The organism is Paenibacillus sp. KS1 (assembly GCF_001680695.1).
Lineage (GTDB): Bacteria > Bacillota > Bacilli > Paenibacillales > Paenibacillaceae > Paenibacillus_B > Paenibacillus_B suaedae.
Genome location: NZ_MAIS01000149.1, coordinates 1 through 7591, shown reverse-complemented (window position 1 = coordinate 7591; position 7591 = coordinate 1). Strand labels below are relative to the sequence as shown.

9 protein-coding genes are annotated in these 7591 nt (G+C 49.4%); 7 read left to right on the top strand and 2 right to left on the bottom strand.

Annotation, left to right across the window (positions count from 1 at the left end; genetic code table 11):
- Nucleotides 1-513: 513 nt before the first annotated feature.
- Together BBG47_RS26730 and BBG47_RS26725 are read left to right on the top strand one after the other, a co-directional pair.
- Nucleotides 514-777, top strand: coding sequence for a YqkE family protein (locus BBG47_RS26730; protein WP_028532639.1), 264 nt, complete (start codon nucleotides 514-516; stop codon nucleotides 775-777).
- Between the two features lie 169 nt (nucleotides 778-946).
- Nucleotides 947-1588, top strand: coding sequence for a GTP pyrophosphokinase (locus BBG47_RS26725; RefSeq protein WP_021262317.1), 642 nt, complete (start codon nucleotides 947-949; stop codon nucleotides 1586-1588).
- 55 nt (nucleotides 1589-1643) lie between these two features.
- On the opposite strand, the gene BBG47_RS26720 is transcribed toward BBG47_RS26725, so the two are convergent.
- Nucleotides 1644-2780 (bottom strand): hypothetical protein, encoded by a 1137-nt coding sequence (locus BBG47_RS26720; RefSeq protein ID WP_217492534.1) that lies wholly within the window; start codon nucleotides 2778-2780, stop codon nucleotides 1644-1646.
- A complete protein-coding gene (locus BBG47_RS30450) occupies nucleotides 2768-2944 on the bottom strand; it encodes a hypothetical protein (RefSeq protein WP_217492533.1) in 177 nt (58 codons plus the stop codon). The genes BBG47_RS26720 and BBG47_RS30450 overlap by 13 nt, the downstream gene beginning before the upstream one ends.
- A 377-nt stretch (nucleotides 2945-3321) precedes the next feature.
- Between BBG47_RS30450 and BBG47_RS26715 the strand changes: the two genes are divergently transcribed.
- From BBG47_RS26715 to BBG47_RS26695, 5 genes are read left to right on the top strand one after another with little or no spacing between them, the layout of a single operon-like run.
- Nucleotides 3322-4188: an energy-coupling factor transporter ATPase gene (locus BBG47_RS26715; protein WP_065294276.1), complete on the top strand. Its 867-nt coding sequence runs from the start codon at nucleotides 3322-3324 to the stop codon at nucleotides 4186-4188.
- Nucleotides 4185-5060 carry an energy-coupling factor transporter ATPase gene (locus BBG47_RS26710; protein WP_065294275.1) on the top strand — a complete coding sequence of 292 codons (876 nt, stop codon included), beginning with the start codon at nucleotides 4185-4187 and terminating at the stop codon, nucleotides 5058-5060. The genes BBG47_RS26715 and BBG47_RS26710 overlap by 4 nt, the downstream gene beginning before the upstream one ends.
- 4 nt (nucleotides 5061-5064) lie before the next feature.
- On the top strand, nucleotides 5065-5892 hold the full coding sequence (locus BBG47_RS26705) for an energy-coupling factor transporter transmembrane component T family protein (protein ID WP_065294274.1): 828 nt from the start codon (nucleotides 5065-5067) through the stop codon (nucleotides 5890-5892).
- Between the two features lie 60 nt (nucleotides 5893-5952).
- Nucleotides 5953-6519 carry an ECF transporter S component gene (locus tag BBG47_RS26700; protein WP_065294273.1) on the top strand — a complete coding sequence of 189 codons (567 nt, stop codon included), beginning with the start codon at nucleotides 5953-5955 and terminating at the stop codon, nucleotides 6517-6519.
- Complete coding sequence (locus tag BBG47_RS26695) at nucleotides 6519-7553, top strand: P1 family peptidase (RefSeq protein WP_065294272.1); 1035 nt, start codon at nucleotides 6519-6521, stop codon at nucleotides 7551-7553. Before BBG47_RS26700 ends, BBG47_RS26695 begins: the two co-directional genes overlap by 1 nt.
- Nucleotides 7554-7591 lie beyond the last annotated feature (38 nt).

Sequence of the window (7591 nt, the reverse complement as noted above, 5' to 3'; positions counted from 1 at the left end):
GCCAGTAGCGCCAGTAACGCCGGTAGCACCCGTAGCACCAGTAGCGCCCGTGAAGCCAGTGGCACCAGTAGCCCCTCGTTGTCCGTTGGCACCCGTCGCGCCAGTTGGGCCGGTCGGACCCGTTGGCCCTGTTATACCTGTAGGTACGCCAGTCGGGCTCGTTGGGCCAGTATGAGGTGGGATTGGGACAAACGGGGGTGGAAATACATTTGCACAACTTTGCGGAGGGAAAATATTAGACCGGACTAGGTTGCTGTAGCTATTTTTCCTTAGATCCCCATCCATGGTGTATGCTCCTTCCTTCAGAATAAGTTGGATGGACAGAGACGATGTATTGGAAACAGACTAGTTTTCATAGGGACATTTCTACCAATACCCACAATGTATGTAGATGAATGTGTATCCGCAACACGAATCAGCAATCAATCGTATTACAGTTTAGGGTTGTCTGTGTGGAAGATGGTGCTTCATGAGGAATACTGCTATAATGAAAGGGAAATCGAGGTGATCAGAATGGGGAAAAAACGCAGAACAGCAGCGGCTCCGACTCAGGCTGCCACGGAGAAGCCGGCTACCTTGAAGGATTTGTTAAGTCCCGATGTCTTGAACAAGCTGAAGACTCAAGCCAAGGAACTGCAAGTCCAAGAAGACACTCGCAAGGAACAAGAGCGCCAGAAGGCTGAAGAAGCCCGCCGTGCCGAGCAGAAGAAGCTGGACAACAACTTCGAATATTTATTGAATAACAGCAGCCTGGATTGGCGCAAATATAAAAAGTAAGGAAAAGCGTGCAGACGAGAGAGTCTCACGCTTTTCCTTCTTTATCACCCTAAAATAAATGGGGGAGCATCTCCTTCCAATCCTGTACATTTGATCTCAGCGTCAAGAGGAGGTAATCTTGGTTATATAGTATTGTTACATTGTTCACATATCGGATGGAGGAGACAGCATGAACTTGCCTATCTTAAATAAATTTGAATTGTTCGAGGCGATACAGAAGCATTGGGGTGGTTTTTTTCGTCAATATGAAATGGCTCTGAACGAGCTTCAGAGTGATTTTCAAATCATTGATCTCGATTGGAAGACCAAATTCGGATATTCCCCGATCGAACATATGAAGGCACGGGTTAAGAATCCACTGTCCTTGCTCAAAAAAATTGAACGCAAAGGGATTCCGTTCTCCATGGATGCGGTTCAGAACAATATTCGTGATATTGCGGGACTGCGGATCGTTACCACATTTTTGGATGACGTATATATGATGAAAGAGCACATTGAGCAGCGCGAGGATATCCAAGTGCTTCAAGTAAAAGATTACATCCAAAACCCGAAGCCAAGCGGCTATAAAAGCTTGCACATGGTGGTGAAGACGCAGGTCATTCTCTCGCACGAAGTATTGTGGGTACCTGCTGAAATTCAGCTGCGCACATCTTCCATGGATTTCTGGGCAGCGACAGAACATAAGCTGAACTATAAATATGAAGGCGGCGAAGTGCCTGAGGATGCGCGCAACCAACTCTATGAATTATCCAAATCCGCGTTCCAAATGGACGAGCAGATGTCAATGCTGCGTAATCAGCTGCTAAAATAAACGGAAACACCACAAGGCTCCCCTTGATAAGGAGAGCCTCTTTGTAATGTCCGGATTACTTGATGCCATGCCACTTGGCAAGGTGCTCCGCATGAGAGCGCAAATAAGCATGTGGGCCAAAAAATTGATCATAATAATCCAAATCCAAATGGTGGGTCTGCAAATACATAAGTGAAAAGACGGATGGAACCGTAGCCGGAAATTTGCCGAAGGCGTCATAAACGTATTGCGCCATATGGCTGACTGCATCCCGGAACTGTTCATCGTGGATTTGTGCGCTGCCTCGTACTTTGCGGCTATCCTTCCATGGGCCTGGCGTATCGGGATGGAAGGGGCCGTTTTTGCCAAACTTGCGATCACAGAACGCATCCACAGCTGCGCGCATATCTGCAAAATGCGGCGGTGTAAACGAAGTGAACACGCCTTCAAGGCCGGTTGGATTAGGGAGCGACCACCGCTTGTCAGTATCATAGCGGAATCCAAGTCCAGGTACATTCGGATCCCCGCTAGCTCCAAGCACAGTAAGTCGGTCAATGCCGTCGAACATCCAGCCGCCTAATCCGAGTGCCTGCTGCATGAGCATGCCGGCATAGGTCGCGGTCGACAACTCAGCCGATAGTTCTGCCAATGAATATTGATCAAGGAATGTAAGCGGAAGCGGATTGTCAACATCGACAATGTCACGGAACTGCTCAATGCCCGGAATAGGTCGGTCGTTCACATCATCGTAAATGCACAGCCCATTTTGGACATAGAAGCATAGGTTCGCAATTGTATGCTGAGCCAAGTCTCCTACTGGAAAGACGAGCAGCGTACCTGGCTTGTTCGCAACCCATGAATTATGCCCCTCCATATAAGGCTCATAATTCGGAATATGTAGACGTTGATTGGAAATGCGGCGAATATTGCTGGAATAAGCTTGAATCAGGTCAATGAGCCGATGGTTGCCCTCTGAATTCCGTTCCGTAAGCGGAGGTGTGTCTCGCGTGTCGAACAGATACGTTCCTGTGTCGTCGGTAAAGAAAATCTGAGAGGTATGGAAGCCAGCCGCTGATGGAAACGTTCGACCTGAGGCTGAGCCTGAATAATTGGATAGATGTGGCTTATATCGATCATGACGGGTGACGGAATGATGCCAGCCGGTGACACCGCCAACTGCCAGGAGGATAAGAATTTTCTCTATTTCATCCAAGGGAAGCGACTCATGCTTGGACGTATAGGCCAGAGCTCCGTCTGGAATTTCAGCACCTCTGAAGAAGCGGCGCGAGCGTCGTCCGAATAAGGCGTCGAGCAGTGGATATTGCAGCAAATCTGAAGGGTTTGTTCATCAATATGATGATGGGTTTGAACAGACAAGTAGAAGGCCTCCTTTTTAATCGGAAAATAAAAAGGAGACACTCCAATCCGTTAGAAGGATCGGGTGTCTCCAGTTGACTGGTCGAACCGCCGATGCGTATTCGCCTGTATGTTACGATGTATCATATTCCACTATATGCGTAAATGTCAATAGGAATTATCAACATTAATCCCGTTCACATGGAAAAGAGCGTAAAACAATCGTTGACAGGTACATACGGCGGTGATAAGATTCTGTTCAAATCATTATAATCACATCGGAATTATAGGTTGATGTTGACCGGACGACCGGAGACGTTATTCCCTTCATGGGGAATGACGTCTTTTTTCGTTCCTGAGACACAGTTGTTAAATACTTCGAGAAGGAGGGAATTTATGTGGTTCCGATCATTCGGGTAGAACGAGCTTCTTTTCATTATGGAGAAAGTGAAGAGCGCATTCCAGTTCTCTATGGTGTTGATTTCGAACTGGCACAGGGGGAAGCGGTGGCCATCGTCGGACATAACGGTTCGGGCAAATCAACCTTCGCCAAGCTGCTGAATGGATTGCTTCTGCCCTCAAGTGGAGAGGTATGGGTTTCCGGTACGAATACGAAAAATGTGCAAGCAAGGGAGCGACTCCGCTCGGCAGTAGGCATTGTGTTTCAACATCCAGACAATCAGTTGGTGGAGACGATTGTAGAAGATGACATTGCATTCGGGCCGGAAAATATCGGTGTGCCCCAAGATGAAATTCGTCGCCGTGTAGATGAGGCGCTGGAAGTGGTGGGAATGTCGGCATTTCGAGACCGACCGCCACATCGCTTGTCAGGGGGCCAGAAGCAGCGCATTGCGATTGCAGGGGTACTGGCGATGGAGCCTTCGTGTATTGTGTTTGACGAGTCAACGAGTATGCTCGACACCTATGGTCGGCGGGAAGTGATGGAGGTGATCCAGCAGATGCGCAATCAGGGGGTGTCCATCGTATCGGTTACTCACCATATGGAAGAGGTCGTTCATTTCGATCGTGTCATTGTGTTTCAAGAAGGCCGTATTGTACGAGAATGCACTCCGAGACAGCTGTTCACGAATCACGAGCAGCTTGCTGCCTATTATTTGGAGCCGCCAGAAATGAATCGAATAGCAGAGGGCGTTCATCGGCATGAGGAATTGTTCCGATCAGATCGGTTAACGGTAGCTGAAATGGTAGAAGAGTTCGAGCATGTGGTGAGGTGGCAGCAGCGGAAGGAGGCGTTATCTTCATGAGTCTGCCTGAATTTGCAGTACAGGTTGAGCAGTTATCCTACACGTATATGAAGGGAACGCCATTTCAGCATGATGCACTTTACGATGTATATTTCCATGCTAGGTCAGGGGAATGTGTGGCAATCATCGGACATACGGGCTCAGGCAAGTCGACGCTCATCCAGCATCTGAATGGCTTACTGCTTCCCCAAACCGGGCAAGTCAACGTGCTTGGCTACGAATTGTCCAAATCGAAGCACTTACAGTCCGAAATACGGAGGCAAGTTGTGGTTCTATTCCAGCAGCCAGAGGATCAATTGTTCGAGAAATATGTAGCTGATGATATCGCTTACGGCCCGCTTCAATATGGATTGTCGAAGAAGGAGGTCATCCAACGCGTGAAGCACGCGATGGATTTCGTTGGGCTTCCGTTCGAAACAATGAGGAACCGACCTATCTATGCGCTTAGCGGTGGACAGAAACGCAAGGTCGCACTTGCAGGACTGCTAGCTCTGGATCCGCGAGTCCTTGTGCTTGATGAACCGACTGCGGGGCTTGACCCGATGTCTCGTCAGGAACTGCTGTACAAGATCAAGCGATTGTCGCGAGATGAGGGGAGAACCATCATATTTGTCACCCACAGTATGGAAGAAGTAGCCCTGCTCGCCGATCGAGTGTATGTACTGGCGGATGGGAGCAATGTCGCTGATGGAACGACACGTGAAATCTTTGCTAAACGGGAGCTCATTCATCGCTATCGCATTGGAACGCCGCAAAGTGTGGAGCTTGTTCATACGTTGATTGCGAATGGATATGACATGAACAGCAGCACATTCGGGGTTGAGGAGACGGTAGCGGAAGTAAGTAAATTACTTCATCAGGAGGTGGGGTAGAACGATGGCAGAAGCATTTGATTCGGCTCGTCATATTACGATAGGGCAGTACATGCCGGGACGTTCACTCATCCATCAATGGGATTCACGGTATAAGCTGGCGGCGTTCACCTTATATATAGGCGCCGTAGCCTTCTGTCAATCTTATGCAGGTAATATAGCTGGACTCGCAATAAGTCTGTTCATCGTCTTCCTTGCGCGCATTCCAATCGGATATGCCTTGAAGGGATTGAAGCCTGCACTTCCTTTTCTCCTAATTCTGGCCCTTCTTCAATTATTGTTCAATGGGAAAGTGTATGCGAATGGTCAGGTGTACTGGCAGTATGGATTCATCTGGCTGACAGAAGGCGGGATAAGGCTTGTCATTGTATCCACGATGAGGTTCGTAGAAATGATGCTCCTCGTGAGTGTACTGACACTGACCACCACCACAACCCAGCTTGCACGGGCCATGCACAGCTTATTGCACCCGCTGGAGAAGTTGAAGGTACCTGTTCATGCCTTCTGCATGATGATTACGATTGCCCTTCGCTTCGTCCCAACGTTCGCGCTGGAGATGGATAAGATTCGCAAGGCGCAGGCTGCTCGCGGCGCATCCTTCGGTACGATCCCATGGTGGCGGATCATGAAGCGAACACAATCGGTATTCCCTCTCATCATTCCGTTATTTCAATTAGCCCTTCAACGTGCGGAGCAATTAATTGCAGCAATGGAGTCGCGAGGATACCGATCGCATGGCAGAACCTCGTTTCGTTCGTTTGAAGCTCGAACTGCTGATGTGCTGCTGCTGTTTGTGGCGGTAGGAGCTGCCTATCTGTTGATTTGGCTGTAATGGAATGGACGATGAAGTGCCTCACATCCCCTTAACACAGATGAACATGGAGGAACCCCTATGAATTCAAATCTAGGTATTCGCAAAATTGTAATTGCCGGTGTTCTCGGCTCTATTGCCATCCTGCTTGGCGTCACCCAATTAGGTTTTATTCCTGTTCCGACCGCAGCGGGAACGGTAACTATTGTACATATCCCTGTCATTGTTGGAGCCATATTGGAGGGTTGGGGAGTCGGCACGGCCATCGGTCTGATTTTTGGCGTTACCTCCTTGCTGGAGTCTACCATTCCTTTATTTAAAGATCCGCTTGTCGCGATCGTTCCGCGCTTGTTTATTGGCCTATTTGCTTATTTGATCTATGCTGCGCTAAAGCGAAAAAACGAGTACATTGCCATCGGTGCAGCGGGGTTTATAGGTTCAATCACAAACACGGTACTCGTACTGACGGCGGCTGTGCTTCGTAACTACTTGTCCTTAGAAGTGGCGGTTAGTGTGGGGCTTACCAACGGAATTCCGGAGGCGATTGTCTCCGTCATTATTACAATTGCTGTCGTTGCTGGCTGGAAGAAGCTCACGCCGAATCGGAAGCAGAAGGCGAAGCTGCTGAGTGAGGAGGTGGAGGGATAATGAACGGGCAGATTACGGATGTACCTGGTACACGGGTTGGCCAAGCGCATGATGAGGAAGGAATGACAGGATGCACAGTGGTGATCTGGGAAGACGGTGCGGTATGCAGCGTGGATGTGCGAGGCTCTGCACCAGGAACCCGAGAGACTGATCTGCTTCAGCCAACCAATCTCGTCGATCGCATACATGGCATCGTATTGAGTGGTGGCGGGAGTTTCGGTCTCGATGCGGCATCGGGAGTGTCAGACTATTTGGTGGAGAGAAATATCGGATTCGATGTAGGCTACGGGATTGTTCCGATTGTGCCAGCGGCTGTTCTTTTTGATTTGTCTGTAGGCAGTCCGAATGCTCGGCCAGATCGTGATATGGGATACGCAGCAGCATCTGATGCGTCATCAGGAGATGTTGCCGAAGGCAATGTAGGTGCGGGATGCGGAGCCTCTGTAGGCAAAATCGGCGGATTCGAGCGTGCGATGAAGGGAGGTATTGGAACGGCTTCGATCAAGCTGCCAAATGGACTTGTTGTGGGAGCGATAGTAGCGGTAAATGCGCTTGGGGAAATTCGAGATCCAGACACTAGAGAACTGCTTGCCGGGCCGCTCAGTGATGAAGGCGAACTTCAAGATGGTGCAAGCCTACATTGGCTAAAGGAGAAGCCATTTTCATTTACAGGGACAAATACGACGTTAGCCATTGTAGCCACCAATGCGAGACTGACGAAGACGGAGTTGAAGAAGGTAGCTGAAATGACACATGATGGGTTTGCGCGAGCAATCTATCCGGTTCATACGATGTACGATGGTGATATTGCCTTTGCTGCCTCCACAGGCTCAATCGAGGCCACAGTGGATCTCGTCGGAACACTTGCCGCAGATGTGGTGGCGAAAGCCATTGCAAGGGGAGTTCGCACGGCTGTTCGTGCTGGAGGGTTATTGGCTTACAGAGATTTGGCTTGCGGAGATGTGATTCCGGCTGTCCATAAGAATAAGCAGAAGGAAACAGAAACTTATTATGGGGAGGCGACGTTGCAATGAGCACAGCTCATACAACCACAGCCCATACAACCACAGCC